Here is a 16,107-nt window from a genome sequence, read left to right on the forward strand (position 1 = left end):
TCAGATCGCGTTGCGCAGGCTGAGGTTTTCCGGATGCGGTTGCAGGTAAACCTGCAGCGCGATGTAAGGATCCGGGTGCTGGCGAAAGTGGTGCTTGAGCAGGGTCAACGGCACCACCAGCGGCACGATGCCCTGGTGGTACTGGCTGATCAGGTTCTGGATTTCCTGCTTGTCCGAGGCGCTGATGGTCTCGCGCAGATAGCCGCAGATGTGCTGCAGGACGTTGGTGTGGGTGCGTCGGGTGGCGGGTTTTTTCAGGGCGCTCATCAACTCGCTGAAATAACGCGGGGCGATCTCAGCCGGGTCGCTGCGGCCCATGTTGCCCAGCAGGCTGCCCAGTGCCTTGTACTGCATCGGGTCGTTGGCCATGAGCTGGTACTTGTAGCGCGAATGAAATTCAGTGAGCGCGCGGCGGGTGATGCCGCCCTTGAGCAACTCCTGCCAGGCGGCGTAGGCAAAGACGCGGGTGATGAAGTTTTCCCGCAGCACCGGATCGTTCAGGCGGCCATCTTCTTCCACCGGCAGGTTCGGATGCTGCGCGCAGAAGGCCTGGGCGTAGATGCCGCGGCCGCCCTCATCGAACGGCGCGCCGTTGTCGCGGTAGACCTTGACCCGTTCCAGGCCGCAGGAGGGGGATTTCTGCATGAAGATGTAGCCGCAGATGTCATCCATCTCCCGGGCCATGTGCTCGCCGTATTCGGCCAGCGGCCGGGTGACGTTCAGGTCCTGATGCACCGTGCCCACCGCCTGCGGGTGTTCGGGATCGCCCACCAGCCGGATCGTCTCGCGAGGCACCCCCAGGCCGATGGCGACTTCCGGGCAGGCCGGGACGAAGTCGAAGTACTGGTTGAGCGCGCGGGTCAGCAGATGGGATTCCTTGTGCCCGCCGTTGTAACGCACCTCGACCCCCATCAGGCAGGCACTGACGCCCAGCTTGGGTTTGGGTCTGGCGGGTGATGAAGCGTCCGGCGGCGTGGACATGGCAGAACCTCGAGCAACGACTTGTACAGATTTGAATGGCTGTACAACATTTCGTTCATCATAGGTTTGCAGTTGTACAAGTCAAATTTTTTGTACAAGGTTTCAAGGTTCAGCTGACCCCGTAGCAGTCCGGCTTGCCGGCGGTCTGGCGCGCAGCGGCAGTAGGTGCAAACGACTTGGCCGTGTCAGGGGCACCGCGTATGGAGGAAGATCAAGATCAAAGGCGCTCTTCCTAACGTCAGATCTGTTTCGACTTCGTCGAGTTACTTGAAAGGACCAAGTAACCAAGTCCTTCTGCTCCTGGTTTGGGTCTGACTTCGTCAGACTACCCTCACTCCGGTCCCGCTCCGTGGGCCCGGCGCGAATGGGCCATCCATGGCCCCGCGCCTCGCGCGGCATCCTGCCGCTTGGCCCACTGCGCGAGACCTCCGTTCGGCCTGCACCCAAGTCGCGATTTGTGGTGTCTGTGAGATTTGCGCTCGAAGATCAAAAACAACGGTATGGTGATATGCGATCTGCTTTTGATTCTGCCCGAAGGGCGTAGGAGCGCAGCTTGCTCGCGATCTGGCGCGCAGCGGCAGCAAACACTGTACATGCGGTGTGCCTGACACGGCCAAGGTGGATGGTTTTACTGCCGCTGCGCGCCAGATCGCGAGCAAGCTGCGCTCCTACGGCCTCCGGCCAGAAGCAGATAGTGAATACTTCAACACACGCCTTTGACCTGGCTTTTGATCTTCATGCGCGCAAGTCCAGACACCACAAATCGCGACTTGGGTGCAGGCCGAACGGAGGTCTCGCGGAGTGGGTCGAGCCGCATGGATGCGGCGAGAGGCGCGTGGGCCATGGATGGCCCTTTCGCGCCGGGCCCACGGAGCGGGACCGGAGCGAGGGAACCCGACGAAGTCGGGCCAAACCAGGAGCATAAGGACTTGGTTACTTGGTCCTTTCAAGTAACTCGACGAAGTCGAAACAGGTCTGACGTTAGGAAGAACGCTCTTGATCTTGATCTCCCTCCATACGCGGTGTCCCTGACACGCCCAGGTCGTCTGAATTTACTGCCGCTGCGCGCCAGACCGCCGGCAAGCCGTGCTGCTACGTGAGGTATGAGTTCGTGTTTCAACGACAGGCTGCTGTCCCGATCGACAGCAGCAATTTGGCGGGGGTACGGCGAATTACTTCAGGTGTTCGAGCAACCGGCGTGCCGCATCCTGACCACTGAGCCAGGCGCCTTCGACGCGGCCCAGCTTGTTGCACCAGTCGCCGCAGACATACAGGCCAAGATCCGGATCGGACAGCGCGCCGACTTCCAGCCCCACCGTCGGCCGCGCATACAGCCAGCGGTGGGCGAGGGTGAAGGCGGGTGCGGGCATCGCGCAGTTGATCAGCTCGGCGAAGGCGCCGTGCAAATGGTCGATGACTTCTTCCTTGGGCATGTCCAGATGCTGACGGCTCCAGGCGCTGGTCGCGTGCAGCACCCAAGCGTCCATGCGCTCGTCGCGGCCGGGCTTGCTGCGGTTGCGCGCCAGCCAGTCCAGCGGGCTGTCCTGCACGAAGCAGCCTTCGAGCGGCGTATCCAGCGGCGTATCGAAAGCCAGCGCGACGGCCCAGGTCGGCTCCATCTTCACCCCTGCCACAACACTGGCAAGCTTGGGCACCGAGGCCAGCAGCGTGGACGCCTGAGGCGCCGGGATGGCGATCACCACCTGGCTGAACGGGCCGTGGGTGCGACCGTCGGTGTCGATCAGGTTCCAGTGTTCTTCGCCGCGAAACACCTCGGCGATGCGGCAGGAGAAGGTGACCGGCATGTCGCCGAGCATCGCCCGGGTGATCGCGCTCATGCGCGGCGTGCCGACCCAGCGCACCTGCTCGTCCGGCGACAGACTGAGCTGGCCGCCGTGGAAGTTGTACAGCACCGGCGCCCATTCAGCGACGTGGCCCTCGGCCTGCCATTGCTGAACGACGGCAGCGAAGCGGCGATCGCGGGCAGTGAAATACTGCGCGCCCATGTCCAGCGAGCCCGCATCGCTGCGTTTGCTGGACATCCGCCCGCCTGGGCCGCGGCTCTTGTCGAAAAGGTGAATGCCATGCCCGGCGGCCTGCAGCGCCCGGGCGGCTGAGAGTCCGGCGATGCCGGTACCGATGATTGCGATGGGTACAGTCATGGGGGCCTCGTTACCTGTTTGCACAGACTACGCCGTCGTTGAAACCTGTACAATTCTGTTTTTCGGTATAACTTGGCGTCCTTCGACGCAGAGGACGCTGATCGCTCTGGCGATCAATCTTGAGTCTGACGCTTCAGCAAAAACGTTCAACTGTACGAACGGATTAATCGAACGGATGTGAGTGAGGTCGTTCTCTATAGCGTGGCCTATGGTTCAACAATGCGCTTGGTTGAAAAGCACAATTCGAAGCAAAAGGCTTCTGAAGAAATAGACTACCGATTTGCGACGAACGCCACGCGAGGAACTCAGTCATGCACATCTTGCTGACCGGCGGTACAGGTCTGATAGGTCGACGGCTTTGTCGGCACTGGCTCGATCAGGGCCATCAACTGACGGTCTGGAGTCGCAGGCCCGAACAGGTCGCGCGATTGTGCGGTGCCGGCGTGCGCGGCATCGGCCATCCAGACGATTTCGGCAGCCAGCCGGTCGACGCGGTCATCAACCTCGCCGGGGCGCCGATCGCTGATCGGCCCTGGACCCGCAAGCGCCGACTGCTGCTGTGGGACAGCCGCATCACCCTCACCGAACAACTGATCACTTGGCTGGAACGGCGCGAGCAGAAGCCCGCTGTGCTGATCTCCGGTTCGGCGGTCGGCTGGTACGGCGATGGCGGCGAGCGCGAACTCGATGAAAACGCAGGGCCGGTCAGCGAAGACTTCGCCAGCCAGCTGTGCATCGCCTGGGAAGAAACCGCGCAGCGGGCGCAAGCACTGGGCATCCGCGTGGTGTTGTTGCGCACCGGGTTGGTCCTGGCCCCTGAAGGCGGCATGCTGCAACGCTTGCTGCCGCCTTTCAAAATGGGCATGGGCGGCGCGATCGGCAACGGTCGGCAATGGATGCCGTGGATTCACATCGACGACCAAATCGCGGCGATTGATTTTCTGTTGAACCGCGAGGACGCCGAAGGTCCTTATAATGCCTGCGCGCCATCACCGGTTCGCAATCGTGATTTCGCCAGGATACTGGCCGCGATTCTCCATCGCCCGGCGTTCATGCCCATGCCCGCCGTGGCCTTGCGCGTGCTGATGGGCGAGCTGTCGGTGCTGCTGTTGGGCGGCCAGCGCGCACGGCCGAGCCGTTTGCAGGCGGCAGGCTTCACATTCCGATTCACCGAGCTGCACGCGGCCCTGAAAAACCTGCTGGGCCGCCCCTGACATAAGGTGTTGCATGACCGATCACGCGTTGCTGCTGGTTAACCTGGGCTCACCGGCCTCCACCGACGTCGCGGATGTACGTCGCTATCTCAATCAGTTCCTGATGGACCCCTACGTCATCGATCTGCCGTGGCCGGTGCGGCGCCTGCTGGTGTCGCTGATCCTGATCAAGCGCCCGGAACAGTCGGCCCACGCCTACGCCTCGATCTGGTGGGACGAGGGCTCGCCGCTGGTGGTGCTCAGTAAACGCCTGCAACAGGCCATGACCCGAGAGTGGCGCCACGGGCCGGTGGAACTGGCGATGCGTTATGGCGAGCCGTCGATCGAAACCGTGCTGACCCGGCTGGCGGCGCAAGGTATCCGCAAGGTCACGCTGGCGCCGCTGTATCCACAGTTCGCCGACAGCACGGTGACCACCGTGGTCGAAGAAGCGCGGCGGGTGATCCGCGACAAACAGCTGAAGTTCGAACTGGCGCTGTTGCCGCCGTTCTTCGATCGCCAGGAATACCTGGACGCGCTGGTGCAAAGCGTCAAACCGCATCTGGAACAGGATTACGACCACCTGTTGCTGAGCTTCCATGGCCTGCCGGAAAGCCACATCAACAAACTCGACCCCACCGGCAAACACCGTTTCGACAAGCAAGGTAACTGCTGCGATCACACATCGCCCGAGACCCTTGCGTTCTGTTATCGCGCGCAATGTTTCCAGTCATCGAAGCTGTTCGCCGAGCAGATGGGCATTCCCGATGGCAAGTGGTCGGTGTCGTTCCAGTCGCGGCTGGGGCGCAACAAGTGGATCGAGCCCTACACCGAGGCGCACCTGGCCGAACTGGCAGGGCAGGGCGTGAAGAAACTGCTGGTCATGTGCCCGGCGTTCGTCGCCGATTGCATCGAAACGCTGGAAGAGATCGGAGATCGCGGTGCGGAGCAGTTCAAGGAAGCGGGGGGCGAGGAGCTGGTGCTGATTCCGTGCCTCAATGACGACCCGAATTGGGCCAAGGCGTTGAATGCGCTGTGCGAACAAGCGCCCGCGATGGTGGTCTGACCGCCACCCCTGTAGGAGCGAATTCATTCGCGAATGGCCAGTCCAGCCGACACATCTTTATCGGCTGTACGAGTTTCGCGAATGAATTCGCTCCTACAGGGGCTTTGCTCCAGGCACAAAAAAGGGTGCGTCAGTGATGGCGCACCCTTTTTTGCATCGGTAAGAACCTACGGCAACTGATCATCCAGATGCTTGTTCTTCCAGCCGTCGTTGCCCGGCAGGATCAGGTTCAGCAGGATCGCGGTGACCGCGCACAGGGCGATCCCTTTCATGCCGAAATCATCCGGGCCGTTGCCGGTGCCGATCAGCACGCCGCCGATGCCGAACACCAGGGTCACCGAGACGATCACCAGATTGCGCGCTTCGGCCAAGTCGACCTTGTGGCGAATCATGGTGTTCAGGCCCACTGCCGCGATCGAGCCGAACAACAGGCAGAGGATCCCGCCCATCACCGGCACCGGAATGCTCTGCAGCAGCGCGCCGAACTTGCCGATGAAGGCCAGGGTGATGGCGAAGATCGCCGCCCAGGTCATGATCTTCGGGTTGTAGTTCTTGGTCAGCATCACCGCGCCTGTCACCTCGGCGTAAGTGGTGTTGGGCGGGCCGCCGAACGCGCCGGCTACGGTGGTGGCGATGCCGTCACCGAGCAGGGTGCGGTGCAGGCCGGGCTTTTTCAGATAGTCACGGCCGGTCACGCTGCCGACTGCGATCACGCCACCGATGTGTTCGATGGCCGGGGCCAGCGCCACTGGCACGATGAACAGGATTGCCTGCCAGTTGAACTCCGGCGCGGTGAATTTCGGAAGCTCCAGCCAGGGGGCGGCGGCGATCCTCGCCACGTCCACCACGCCGAACCAGAACGACAGGGCAAAGCCCACCAGCACGCCGGAGATGATCGGGACAAGGCGGAAGATGCCCTTGCCGAACACTGCCACGATCAGCGTGGTCAGCAGGGCCGCCATCGAGATCGAAATGGCGACGTGATACGGAATCAGCTCGGCGGCACCGTCACCGGTCTTGCCCATGGCCATGTTCGCGGCAATGGGTGCCATCGCCAGGCCAATGGAAATCACCACTGGGCCAATGACCACCGGCGGCAGCAGGCGGTCGATGAAACCGGTGCCCTTGATCTTCACGGCCAGGCCCAGGAAGGTGTAGACAAAACCTGCCGCCATCACGCCGCCCATGGTCGCGGCGAGACCGAACTGGCCCTTGGCGAGAATGATCGGCGTGATGAAGGCGAAGCTGGACGCCAGGAATACCGGCACCTGACGGCCTGTCACCACCTGGAAGCACAGCGTGCCAAGGCCGGCCGTGAACAGTGCGACGTTGGGATCGAGCCCCGTGATCAGCGGCATCAGCACCAACGCGCCAAAGGCCACGAACAGCATCTGCGCACCCGACAGCACGGTGCGCCACAACGGGTCGTTGAACTCATCCTGCTTCATCAGGCGTCCTTCTGCTTGGTGCCGAAAATCTTGTCGCCGGCATCGCCCAGGCCCGGGATGATGTAGCCGTGCTCGTTCAGACGCTGGTCGACCGAGGCGGTGTAGAGTTGCACGTCAGGGTGAGCCTTCTCGACCACTTCGATGCCTTCGGGCGCGGCCACCAGCACCATGGCGCGGATGTCACGGCAACCGGCTTTTTTCAGCAAGTCGATGGTGGCGACCATCGAGCCGCCGGTGGCGAGCATCGGGTCGATGATCAGCGCCAGGCGCTGGTCGATTTCCGGCGCGAGCTTTTCAAGGTAAGTGTGCGCTTCGAGGGTTTCCTCGTTGCGGGCCACGCCCACGGCACTGACCTTGGCGCCCGGGATCAGGCTGAGCACGCCTTCGAGCATGCCGATGCCGGCGCGCAGGATCGGCACCACGGTGATCTTCTTGCCGGCGATCTTCTCGACCTGGACGGTGCCGGCCCAACCTTCGATGTCGTAGGTTTCCAGCGGCAGGTCCTTGGTCGCTTCGTAGGTCAGCAGCGAGCCGACTTCCTGCGCCAGTTCACGAAAATTCTTGGTGCTGATATCGGCACGGCGCATAAGACCGAGCTTGTGACGGATCAGCGGGTGGCGGATCTCACGAATGGGCATAGGGGAAGGCTCCAGCGGGCGGGCAAAAAAAACGGCCTAGATTAATCTATTCAGCTGTAACTTGTCTTACCGGTTAAGTTCGGGTTGTTACATTAATGGGACGCCAGTGCAACGTTAGTCCAGAAACGCTTGCTCTGGGCAACGCCGATGCGTACCTTTGCCCGCTTTTCCTTACCCAGCCCCCTTGGAGAGCGTCATGTCCGCTGATCTCGAGCATATCCGTCAAATCATGCGCGAGGCTGACTGCCTGTACACGAACGACGAAGTCGAGGCGTCCATCGCCCGCGTTGGCGAGCAAATCAACAGCGTGCTGGCCGACCGCAACCCGGTCGTGTTCTGTGTGATGAACGGTGGTCTGATTTTCGCCGGCAAGCTGCTGACGCATCTGAACTTCCCGCTGGAAGCGTCCTACCTGCACGCGACCCGTTACCGCAACGAAACCAGCGGCGGCGAGCTGTTCTGGAAGGCCAAGCCGGAAGTCTCGTTCATCGACCGCGATGTGCTGATCATCGACGACATCCTCGACGAAGGCCACACCCTGGGCGCGATCATCGACTTCTGCAAGCACGCCGGCGCCCGCGCCGTGCACACCGCCGTGCTGATCAACAAGGACCACGACCGCAAGGCCCGCCCGGACCTGAAGGCCGATTTCGTCGGCCTGCCGTGCATCGATCGTTACATCTTCGGTTATGGCATGGATTACAAAGGCTACTGGCGCAACGCGGCCGGGATCTTTGCCGTTAAAGGCATGTAACGGATACTCCGCTTGACCCTGTAGGAGCGAATTCATTCGCGAAAGATCGATCAGGCGATACTGCTGCATCGCCCAGTAGAGCTTCGCGAATGAATTCGCTCCTACAGGTTATGCAATGTCGGGCATAAGAACGGTGCTCACATGCTAGAGTGCCTCCCACTTTTCCCGGGAGGCACCCATGACGTTATCGTTTCGTCGCCAAGCTGCGTTGATGTTGCTGTTGACCCTTCCTCTTCCCGCACTCGCCGAACCCATGCACGCCCAATACCTGCCGCCCGATGAACTCTCGGTGCGCGAGGGCGAGCCCGAGCAGCAGCAATTGCTGCAGGTCACCGAGTATTCGGTGGTGGTGGGCAGCCAGCGGCAGTCCAATCAGCAGCCGATCCCGGTCACCTCGCCGCTGAGCCTGAGCCTCAAGGGCAAGCCGATGAACAAGGGCGCGACGATCTCCCAGGTGCTGATCCACTTCGACGGCGAAAGCAAAAGCCTGAAGAAACCGGCCTTTGATCAGGCTAGCCGCACCCTGACCCTGTATTACCCGCCCAGCCAGTACCGCGTGCTGGTCGATCTGCTGCGCAACGAAAAGGTCTATTGCCAGTTCCTCAGCTACGCCAACGGCCACGTCTGGGCCGATCTGCACACCGGCAGCGTACGCGCGCGTTGAGCCCGTTGCCTGCGCGAGGGTAAACTGCCCGCCCCGTGAAATGTCTTGCAAGTCAGTTGGAGTCAGCAATGCGTAAAGATAAGAAGCAGGTGATTGGCGATGAAATCGGCGACGCCCAGATCAAGCTGTTCCTGGATTTCGAACCGGCCGACGCCACTTCGCCGTCACTGCACAAACTGATCAAGGCCTACCGCGGCCTGCGGATCGACGACTTCGAGCGTTTTCTGACCTTCTTCAAGGAAGCAGGCTACGACCTGGATGGCAAGGACGAGCAAGGCAATGACTTCATCGCGTTGATCAAGGATCAGCGTAACGCCGAGGAATACATCGAGCTGGTCGAGAAGGCCCGAGGCTGATTGCAGAAAAGCTGCACAGTGGGCGGATGACGCGAAGGTTGCAGCAAAACTGAAGCCCCCGCTGCGTGGGCGGGGGCTTCAGTGATCTCACCGATTCAGGGCAGGCCCTGAATCAGGCGAAGCTTGCCGCCGGGCTGTTGGAAACCAGCTCCAGGCTCTCGTCGCTCTGGGCGCTGATGCGCTGATACAGCTGCGCGTCGGCTTCCAGGGCTTTTTCCCGAGCCGGGAAGATTTCGTTGAGCTTGGCGGCCCATTCGGTTTTGGCTTTTTCCGGGAAGCAGCGCTCGATCAGTTCCAGCATGATCGAAACGGTCACCGAAGCGCCTGGGGAAGCGCCCAGCAGTGCTGCCAAGGAGCCATCTTTGGCCGCGACCAGTTCGGTACCGAACTGCAGGACGCCGCCTTTCTTCGGATCTTTCTTGATGATCTGCACGCGCTGGCCGGCCACTTCCAGGCGCCAGTCTTCGGCTTTCGCTTCCGGGTAGAAGCGGCGCAGCGAATCCAGACGCTGTTCCATCGACTGACGCACTTCGCTGATCAGGTACTTGGTCAGGTCCATGTTGTCACGGGCCACGGCCAGCATCGGCGCGATGTTGGCGGCGCGGATCGACAGCGGCAGGTCCATGATCGAACCGTGCTTGAGGAACTTGGTGGTGAAACCGGCGTACGGGCCGAACAGCAGGGAGGTCTTGCCGTCGACAACGCGGGTGTCCAGGTGCGGCACCGACATCGGTGGCGAGCCCACGGCAGCCTGGCTGTAAACCTTGGCCTGGTGGCGCTTGACCACTTCCGGGTTGTCGCAGCGCAGCCACTGGCCGCTGACCGGGAACCCGCCAAAACCCTTGCCTTCTTCGATGCCCGACATCTGCAGCAGCGGCAATGCCGCACCGCCTGCGCCGAGGAACACGAATTTGGCGTCGATTTCGCGGGTGCCGCCGCTGTTGACGTCCTTGATGGTCACGCTCCAGCCGTCGCCCTTGCGCGCCAGGCCGGTGACACGCTTGCAGTACTTGACCTGCGCATCGGGTGCGCTGGACAGGTGCTTGAGCAGCTGATTGGTCAGGGCGCCGAAGTTGACGTCGGTGCCGTGCATGACGCGGGTGGCGCTGATCTGCTGGTCGGCAGGACGGCCCGGCATCATCAGTGGCATCCACTCGGCCAGCTTGGCCTTGTCTTCGGTGTATTCCATCGAGGCGAAGGCGTGATGCTTGCGCAGCGCTTCAAAGCGTTTCTTGAGGAAGGAAACGCCTTTCTCGCCTTCGACGTAGCTCAGGTGCGGAACCGGCGTGATGAACGAACGGGCAGAGCCAAAGCTGCCTTTGCGCGCCAGATACGCCCAGAACTGCTTCGAGACTTCGAACTGGGTGTTGATGTGGATCGCTTTCTTGATGTCGATCGAGCCATCGGCAGCCTGCGGCGTGTAGTTCAGCTCGCACAGGCCGGCGTGGCCGGTACCGGCGTTGTTCCATGGGTTGGAACTCTCCGCGGCACCGGAATCCATCAGCTCGACGACTTCGAGTTTGAGGCTCGGATCAAGCTCCTTCAGCAGCACTGCGAGGGTGGCACTCATGATGCCGGCCCCGACAAGTACTACGTCCACTGCTTCGTTATGCGCCATTAACGCGTCTCCAAAATCTTTCGCACCAAATTGACGGCATGGAACCCGTGGTCAGTTGCCAGGTGCGGGCGTCGCGGTCTTCGCGGGGTGCCTCACACACGCTGGCCGGGTCTTCATGGCCGGTTCTTCGCAATTCTCTGCATTTGCGCGCATGCCTTTATCAGGCCTGTTCGATGCTCTTATATAGGAGCATGAACTCATTTTTCGGCCCCGACAGCCATTCGACCATCGTCAAGGTGCGTGCTCATGCGGCCAATCCCGTGTGGGAAAAGGCCTCAGGCTCCGGTCGAGGAGGCTGCGTTGCGCTCGGTCCTGTGCAAGGGGGCTGGGTCAGACGCTAATGGTGCATTTACAAACGCGTAACTATTCATTTGCTCGCCACACTCTTGTGAAGTTGTGAAAACCCGTTTTTTTCACGCTCTTTTGGAGACGCGAACCTCAAAAAAGGCTGCGCGATGGCAGCGCTGGCAGATCATGTTCCAACACAGTGTGGGCATTGACGGGCGTGAATGGTTCGAGCGAATCGACCCTTGCACCCAGGCAAAGCGGACACACGGCGTTGCACGTGTCTGTGTGGAAGGCTCTCTGTGGGCGATACGGAGGTGTTGATAACGGCGATCAACGGTGCTGCGAGGCCCGATCAGGAGACGTCCTTATAATCGGGGGGAGATTATAGCGATGAAACGCGCAGAATTGACCCAGCAAAAATGACTTTTATTCGCCGTTTGGTCAGATGCTGAGCAATTGCCGGGCGGTAATCGCACGCGGACGCGGAGCGACCCGGGCATTGGACGGCAAGGGCTGATGCAGCCAGCTCATTCTCGCCTCGGTGATTTCTACCCAGCCGCTACCCTGTGGCTGCGCCGCGCAGTGTTTGAACGCCATGCAGATGCCGTGCTGATCCAGACGGGCAAAGTGGCGATAGCGGCGGCGTGGCGAGAACACAGACCAGAGAAAGTCCATGGGCGGACTCCTTGTTGGGGGCTGTGAAAATTATGGCGGGCGGCCATGACATCCCTGTGACGAGGCGATTGCATCTTGAAGATTTGCAGCGACATGGTGCTGTCATGAGGCGGAACCTGCGCAATGGCATTTTGTCTCATCTTTACCCTAGTGAGTGCCCGCGCGAGGTCGCTATACTGCGGCACATTTAGTGCCTTGGCCCATGGAGAAATGAGCATGTTGCGTCGTGTTTTGTTCGGTTTGCTTGCTGTAGGCAGTCTGACGCTGGCGGGGTGCGCCCACAGTCCGCAATCCCTCAACCCGCAACCCAAGCTGAACAGCCAGCTGGCGCCGGTCGGTCATGGCCAGCAAGTGGTGGTTCGCGTGGTTGACGGCCGTCAATCGCAGACCCTCGGTACCCGCGGTGGCCTGTACCCGGAAACCAGCTCGATCACCGTCAATGGCCAGCAGTTGGTGCCGCAGTTGCAGGCTCAGGCTGAAACCGCTGTACGCCTGATGGGTTTCACCCCGGTGCAGGGCGGCAATGGCCCGCAACTGACCGTCACCCTGGCGGACCTCAAGTATCAGTCGCCCAAGGAAGGCCTCTACGTGACCGAAGCCAACATCAGCTCGACCTTCCGTGCTGACGTGCAGAACAACGGTCGCAGCTACAGTGGCCGTTATGCCGCGTCGCTGGATCAGCGTTTCGGCATGGCGCCCAACGAAGAGACCAACACCAAGCTGATCGGCGATGTGCTCAGCGATGCGCTGACCCGTCTGTTCCAGGATCAGACCATCGGGCAGCTGCTGGCGCAGTAAGCCGCCAGAGCGCCGCACAAAAGCCCCGGTATCGCGAGATGCCGGGGCTTTTTGTTGCAATCTTGCAGCGCTTCAGTGGGAGTGAGCTTGCTCACGAAGCTGTTCATGACGTTGATTCCTGCAGAATGCGGCGCCCTCTTCGTGAGCAAGCTCACTCCCACAGGGAACCGTGTTGACTGCGCGGCGGCCGATCTCCTACAGGTCTGCGTGTGATCATGCAGCCTGGTAGAGGTCCAGCATGCTGAAACCCGTCAGCAGGTCCACCTCAGGCAAATCATGATGCTGATGCCCGCCCAGGGCGCAGTAGACCAGCCAGTGGCGGTCCTGCACGTTGAAGGCCAGGCCGTCGATCAAGGCTTGTTGTTCTTCGCTCTGGGCGATCAGGTAAAGGCGATCCTGGTTGTGGGCGTGCAGCATGACGGGCTCCGTGTCGTGTGGGTTGGGCGCTACACAGTGACCGGTTCAGGTGACGTTAAGGTGACACGCAGTACGGTTATCGTCAGTTGCAAACCGTACCTGCCGCGCCCCCTCGCCGGGCGCCATCGAGGCCCCCATGTCGCTTGTTCAGCAATCCCCCGGGATGATCCTCAATCTCTTCGCATTGCTCGCCGCAGGCCCCGGCATCTGGCTGCTGCACACCACCCGCAGCCGTGAGCAACGCGAAACCACCCATCTGAACGAACTCACCGAACAGGCGCCCATCGACGAGCCGATGCACCTGATGGACGTGGCGACGCTGCGCCTGATCCGCCAGAGCTACCGCATCGGGGCGGCGTGCCTGGCGTTTGCGCTGGTGTTGTCGTGGGTGAGTACCAAGCTCTGAGGATCGAGCTACGGAATGAATGTCCGTAGCAGCACTGCTTGCCGGCGGGGCGGTATGTCAGCGACGAAAATGTTGACTGACACTACGCTCCCGCCGGCAAGCCGTGCTGCTACGGGGGGATTGGCGCTTGATTTACAGCGGCAACCCGGCCTTGATCCGGTACTGATTGCGCACCGGCGTCGCGTATTGCAGCACCAGGTACGGCCGGTGCTCGGCCGGGCAGCCGTCCAGGCGGCGCTGCCATTCTTCCTGCGCACGCGCAAGCTCGTCGGCCGGGAACACCTCGGCGGCGCTTGGCACATTCAGGCTAGGGTCGGCGTCGGCCCATTGCGCGTAGGCCAGGTAATGCACGGGGAACAGCCGGTAACCACCGAGAATCTGCTTGTCCATTTCGACAGCCAACTGCTTGGTGTCTTCGAACAGTTCGGTGATCGGCGGCGCGAAGTTGACGTGCACCCGGCCCTTGTAGCCGGTGATGCCCAGCGCGATGCTGATGTCGTCCTCGCCCGGCGCCTTGGTGTAGCTGCCGGTGGTAGCGCGGATGTACAGCTCGCGGGCCTTGGCGTGATCGCACGGATCGTACTCGTAGCTGATCGACACCGGGGTGAGGTTCAGCGACGCAATGACCTCGCCAAACGGCTCGTCCTTGCGGCTCATGTGGAACATCTTGAGGATCGCCGATTCGGTACGGTCGTCGCCGTCCTTGGCGCGGCCTTCGGCCTGGGCGATCCAGATCGAGGCGCAATCGTTGCGGATCGAGTGGTTGATGTACGCCGACAACAGTTGATAGGCCGCCATCTTCTCGCGGCGCCCGGCAATGGAGCGGTGCACGATAAAGCTCTTGTTCAGGCGCATCAGGTCGCTGACGAAAGGCTTCTGCAGCAGGTTGTCGCCAATGGCGATGCGCGGCGTGGGCAGGCCGGCGTGGTACACGGCATAGTTGACGAAGGCCGGGTCCATCACGATGTCGCGGTGGTTGGCCAGGAACAGATAGGCCACGCCGGACTTGAACTGCTCCACACCGGTGTAGGTCACACCATCGGTAGCCCGTTCGATTGTGTGGTCGACGTAATGCTCGACCTTGTCCTGCAACGCGGCCACCGACTCGATGCCCGCGAACTGGCGGCGCAGCTTGCGCGCGATGGCCGGTTGCAGCATCCAGCCCAGGGAGCCTGCCAGGCGCGGAAAACGGAAACGCGTGAGGATCGACAGGAAGGCCTTGTCACCCAGTAGCCGGTCGAGAACGGCTTTTACTTCGGTGTCGTCGTACGGTCGGATGGCATCGAATTCGCCCATCATGCTCTCTTGTAGGAAACGGCTAGGGTAAAGACAGGTCGGGCTCAGATGCGAAGATAGATGGCCGGGCCTGCAAACAAGTCGGCGATTATACGCAAAACTGCGCGCGGAGACTGTGATGCAGGAAATACAGGATTATGACTGCCCTTATTGTGGCGAACCGGTCGAGGCGGTGCTGGATCTGTCCGGTGGCGACCAGACCTACATCGAAGATTGCCCGGTCTGTTGCCGGCCCATCATCTTCAGCCTGCACACCGACGGGGAAGACTGGACACTGGACGTGCGTAGCGAGAATGAATGATGCGCAAGATCTATGAGCCGGAAAACATGATGGAAGGCGAGCTGCTGCAATCGATGCTGGCCAGCGAAGGCATCGAGGCGCACATCACCGGGCGGCATCTGCTGGGCGGGATTGGCGAGCTGCCGGTTTTCGGGCTGTTGGGCCTGGCCGTCGAAGACGAACAGGCCGAACGGGCGCGGCAACTGATCACTGAGTACAATGGCGCCTTCGTGCTGCCGGGTGAGGAACCTGACAGCTATCCCGATGTGTTGTTGTGCTGAACCCGGTACGGCGCCGCTTCATCCGCTGACAAGACGAGTTGCCCCAAGCCCATGTGTGGACGTTATGCCCTGTTTCGCTGGACGCCAGCCTTCGCCGCCTTGCCCGGATTTCCGGCCGGGCAACAGGCGCAATGGAACATTTCGCCAGCCGATTCGGTGCTGATCATTCGCGCAAGTGAAGAAGGCGGGCGTGAAGTGGCCCGGGCGCGCTGGGGGCTGACCCCGCCTTGGCTGACCGACATGTCCCGCACCCCGGCCCACGCGCGGGCGGAGACCGTGGCCGAACAACCGATGTTTCGCCAGGCGTTTCGCGAGCGCCGCTGCCTGCTGCCCGCCAATGGCTTTTATGAATGGCGCGGCACGGTGCGCAAACGCCCGTTCTGGCTGACGCCGGGGGAAGGTTCTTCGCTGTACTTCGCGGCGATCTGGGAGGCGTACCCGGTCGAAGGGCACACTTATCTGAGCGTTGCCGTGGTGACGCAGCCTGCGATGAACCAGCGTCGCCCGCTGATTCTCGACGAACAAGGCCAGGCCCAGTGGCTGGACCCGGACAGCTCGCTGGTGACCCTGCAAGCGCTGCTCGCCGCCCCGCAAATGCAACTGCGCGAGCGGCCGCTGGCCAATCTGGTGAATGATCCCAAGCTCAATGCGCCGGAGTGCCTCACGCCGCTCTGAGGTTTCCTCGTAGCAGCACGGCTTGCCGGCGGGGCGGTATGTCTGTGACGAATAGGTCGTCTGACACAACGCTCCCGCCGGTAAGCCGTGCTGCTACGGGGGGGGGGAGGT

Annotated in this window: 18 protein-coding genes; 10 read left to right on the forward strand and 8 right to left on the reverse strand. The window is 61.6% G+C overall.

What is annotated here, in order from left to right; all coding sequences use genetic code 11:
- A complete protein-coding gene (locus AC1MEK_RS19660) occupies window positions 1-981 on the reverse strand; it encodes a YbgA family protein (RefSeq protein WP_480397941.1) in 981 nt (326 codons plus the stop codon).
- Between the two features lie 1,172 nt (window positions 982-2,153).
- A complete protein-coding gene (locus AC1MEK_RS19665) occupies window positions 2,154-3,143 on the reverse strand; it encodes an NAD(P)/FAD-dependent oxidoreductase (RefSeq protein ID WP_480397942.1) in 990 nt (329 codons plus the stop codon).
- A 311-nt stretch (window positions 3,144-3,454) separates the two neighbouring features.
- Here AC1MEK_RS19665 and AC1MEK_RS19670 point away from each other — a divergent pair, with 311 nt between their 5' ends.
- Entirely contained in the window at window positions 3,455-4,357 is a 903-nt protein-coding gene (locus tag AC1MEK_RS19670) for a TIGR01777 family oxidoreductase (RefSeq protein WP_480397943.1), read from the forward strand.
- A gap of 13 nt (window positions 4,358-4,370) precedes the next feature.
- Window positions 4,371-5,402 (forward strand): ferrochelatase, encoded by a 1,032-nt coding sequence (hemH, locus tag AC1MEK_RS19675; protein ID WP_480397944.1) that lies wholly within the window; start codon window positions 4,371-4,373, stop codon window positions 5,400-5,402.
- Window positions 5,403-5,569: 167 nt separating this feature from the next.
- On the opposite strand, the gene AC1MEK_RS19680 is transcribed toward hemH, so the two are convergent.
- Window positions 5,570-6,850: a uracil-xanthine permease family protein gene (locus tag AC1MEK_RS19680; protein WP_480397945.1), complete on the reverse strand. Its 1,281-nt coding sequence runs from the start codon at window positions 6,848-6,850 to the stop codon at window positions 5,570-5,572.
- Window positions 6,850-7,488 (reverse strand): uracil phosphoribosyltransferase, encoded by a 639-nt coding sequence (gene upp / locus AC1MEK_RS19685; RefSeq protein WP_480397946.1) that lies wholly within the window; start codon window positions 7,486-7,488, stop codon window positions 6,850-6,852. Before upp ends, AC1MEK_RS19680 begins: the two co-directional genes overlap by 1 nt.
- 196 nt (window positions 7,489-7,684) lie before the next feature.
- On the opposite strand from upp, the gene AC1MEK_RS19690 reads away from it, so the two are divergent.
- The 3 genes from AC1MEK_RS19690 to AC1MEK_RS19700 all read left to right on the forward strand — a co-directional run bounded on the left by AC1MEK_RS19690 (window position 7,685) and on the right by AC1MEK_RS19700 (window position 9,262).
- Complete coding sequence (locus AC1MEK_RS19690) at window positions 7,685-8,242, forward strand: hypoxanthine-guanine phosphoribosyltransferase (protein ID WP_274132698.1); 558 nt, start codon at window positions 7,685-7,687, stop codon at window positions 8,240-8,242.
- A 178-nt stretch (window positions 8,243-8,420) separates the two neighbouring features.
- Window positions 8,421-8,906 (forward strand): hypothetical protein, encoded by a 486-nt coding sequence (locus tag AC1MEK_RS19695; protein WP_480397947.1) that lies wholly within the window; start codon window positions 8,421-8,423, stop codon window positions 8,904-8,906.
- Between the two features lie 68 nt (window positions 8,907-8,974).
- Window positions 8,975-9,262: a PA4642 family protein gene (locus AC1MEK_RS19700; RefSeq protein ID WP_480397948.1), complete on the forward strand. Its 288-nt coding sequence runs from the start codon at window positions 8,975-8,977 to the stop codon at window positions 9,260-9,262.
- A gap of 112 nt (window positions 9,263-9,374) precedes the next feature.
- Here the strand turns inward: AC1MEK_RS19700 and mqo are convergent, their stop codons facing one another.
- Together mqo and AC1MEK_RS19710 are read right to left on the reverse strand one after the other, a co-directional pair.
- Window positions 9,375-10,880 (reverse strand): malate dehydrogenase (quinone), encoded by a 1,506-nt coding sequence (gene mqo, locus AC1MEK_RS19705; protein WP_480397949.1) that lies wholly within the window; start codon window positions 10,878-10,880, stop codon window positions 9,375-9,377.
- Window positions 10,881-11,609: 729 nt separating this feature from the next.
- Window positions 11,610-11,843, reverse strand: a complete 234-nt coding sequence (locus AC1MEK_RS19710; RefSeq protein ID WP_480397950.1) for a hypothetical protein — start codon at window positions 11,841-11,843, stop codon at window positions 11,610-11,612.
- Between the two features lie 216 nt (window positions 11,844-12,059).
- Between AC1MEK_RS19710 and AC1MEK_RS19715 the strand changes: the two genes are divergently transcribed.
- Complete coding sequence (locus AC1MEK_RS19715; RefSeq protein ID WP_480397951.1) at window positions 12,060-12,641, forward strand: YajG family lipoprotein; 582 nt, start codon at window positions 12,060-12,062, stop codon at window positions 12,639-12,641.
- Between the two features lie 213 nt (window positions 12,642-12,854).
- On the opposite strand, the gene AC1MEK_RS19720 is transcribed toward AC1MEK_RS19715, so the two are convergent.
- Entirely contained in the window at window positions 12,855-13,058 is a 204-nt protein-coding gene (locus AC1MEK_RS19720; RefSeq protein ID WP_480397952.1) for a hypothetical protein, read from the reverse strand.
- Between the two features lie 136 nt (window positions 13,059-13,194).
- Between AC1MEK_RS19720 and AC1MEK_RS19725 the strand changes: the two genes are divergently transcribed.
- Window positions 13,195-13,464 carry a hypothetical protein gene (locus AC1MEK_RS19725; RefSeq protein WP_480397953.1) on the forward strand — a complete coding sequence of 90 codons (270 nt, stop codon included), beginning with the start codon at window positions 13,195-13,197 and terminating at the stop codon, window positions 13,462-13,464.
- A 132-nt stretch (window positions 13,465-13,596) separates the two neighbouring features.
- Here the strand turns inward: AC1MEK_RS19725 and AC1MEK_RS19730 are convergent, their stop codons facing one another.
- Window positions 13,597-14,760, reverse strand: a complete 1,164-nt coding sequence (locus tag AC1MEK_RS19730) for a 1-acyl-sn-glycerol-3-phosphate acyltransferase (RefSeq protein ID WP_480397954.1) — start codon at window positions 14,758-14,760, stop codon at window positions 13,597-13,599.
- 118 nt (window positions 14,761-14,878) lie between these two features.
- On the opposite strand from AC1MEK_RS19730, the gene AC1MEK_RS19735 reads away from it, so the two are divergent.
- From AC1MEK_RS19735 to AC1MEK_RS19745, 3 genes are read left to right on the forward strand one after another with little or no spacing between them, the layout of a single operon-like run.
- Complete coding sequence (locus AC1MEK_RS19735; protein ID WP_274132686.1) at window positions 14,879-15,061, forward strand: CPXCG motif-containing cysteine-rich protein; 183 nt, start codon at window positions 14,879-14,881, stop codon at window positions 15,059-15,061.
- Window positions 15,061-15,321, forward strand: coding sequence for a putative signal transducing protein (locus AC1MEK_RS19740; protein ID WP_480398096.1), 261 nt, complete (start codon window positions 15,061-15,063; stop codon window positions 15,319-15,321). The genes AC1MEK_RS19735 and AC1MEK_RS19740 overlap by 1 nt, the downstream gene beginning before the upstream one ends.
- A 51-nt stretch (window positions 15,322-15,372) precedes the next feature.
- On the forward strand, window positions 15,373-15,996 hold the full coding sequence (locus AC1MEK_RS19745) for an SOS response-associated peptidase (RefSeq protein ID WP_480397955.1): 624 nt from the start codon (window positions 15,373-15,375) through the stop codon (window positions 15,994-15,996).
- Window positions 15,997-16,107: the final 111 nt, after the last annotated feature.

It is taken from the genome of Pseudomonas sp. 2 (genome assembly GCF_056627435.1).